Annotated in this window: 1 protein-coding gene; it reads left to right on the top strand. The window is 54.2% G+C overall.

The window, feature by feature from the left end:
* Window positions 1-1328: DUF3604 domain-containing protein (locus ACTF5Z_RS12210; protein ID WP_438985874.1), on the top strand; the 1328-nt coding region annotated here is incomplete at both ends.

Raw genomic sequence — 1328 nt, 5'->3', positions numbered from 1 at the left:
ATACCAGCACCGACTTTTCGCATTACGCAGTGGCCAAGCCACTGCACAATATCAATGCGCCAGACAACTATACCGAGACCTCAATACCCCGCCGATCGCAGGCCTTCGCCGGTTTTGTGCCGTCTTTGATATCGGGCATCATTGCTGGCGAAGTCGACCCAAAAGTTGCCGAGGCCGTGACTAAATCTGCCTGGCGTGACAGCATTGAAGCCGCCGACCAATACTACGTTCCGGGCCGTTTCACGACCTTCGCTGCCTACGAGTACACTTCCTCAACCGATGATCGCGGCAATCTTCACCGCAATGTCATTTTCCGCGGTACCGATAAATTGCCCGCTGTACCTTTCTCGCGTTTTCACTCGCAAAATCCCGAGGGCCTATGGGACTGGATGGACAGCTTGCGAGCACAAGGTATCGAGAGTTTGGCCATACCCCACAATTCTAATGGCTCCAATGGCCAAATGTTTACCCTTACCGATTGGGCGGGGAACCCAATGGGGGAAGATTACGTTACCCAACGTATGCGTAACGAGCCAATCGTAGAAATCACTCAAGTCAAAGGTACCTCCGATACTCACCCCGCCCTTTCCAAAAACGATGAGTGGGCTGACTTTGAGATTATGCCCTTCAGAGTCGCGACAACCTTACCCAGCGCCCCCCCGGGTAGCTACGTGCGCGATGCGTATTTTCGTGGCCTAGCTCTGCAAGAGAAAACCGGACTCAACCCCTACAAGTTCGGCTTAGTTGGCGCCAGCGACACGCACGTGGCCGCTATTTCAGATCGCGAGGAGACCTTTTTCTCGAAGGCCGGTTTGTTAGATGGCACCGCCGAGCGCCGAGGCTCTATCCCTGCATCATTCTTAACCGGCACCGTTTTAAAGTGGCTAGACCCAGACCAAATGACACAGGTCGATGGTCATGATTACATCGCCAGCTCATCGTTCGAAACCTGGAGTGCCTCGGGCCTTGCCGGCGTATGGGCGGAAGAAAACACACGCGAGTCGATTTACGACGCTTTCCGCCGCAAAGAGACCTTCGCTACGACCGGCCCTCGTATTAAGGTCCGTTTCTTCGCGGGCTACGACATTCAGAGCGACTGGTTAGATCAGACCGATATGGCCCGAAAAGCCTATGATTCAGGCGTCGCTATGGGGTCAGATCTGAGCCCGCGCGAGAACCAAGCACCTAAGTTCCTAGTATGGGCCGTGCGTGATCCACTCGCAGCACCGCTGCAACGCATTCAAATCATCAAAGGCTACGTTAAAGATGGCGAACATCACGAAATGGTCTACGACGCGGCCTGCAGTGATGGTTTAAGTGTAGATCCT

Source organism: Aequoribacter sp., from assembly GCF_965659035.1.
GTDB lineage: Bacteria > Pseudomonadota > Gammaproteobacteria > Pseudomonadales > Halieaceae > Aequoribacter.
This window is presented reverse-complemented; position numbering and strand designations above follow the sequence as displayed.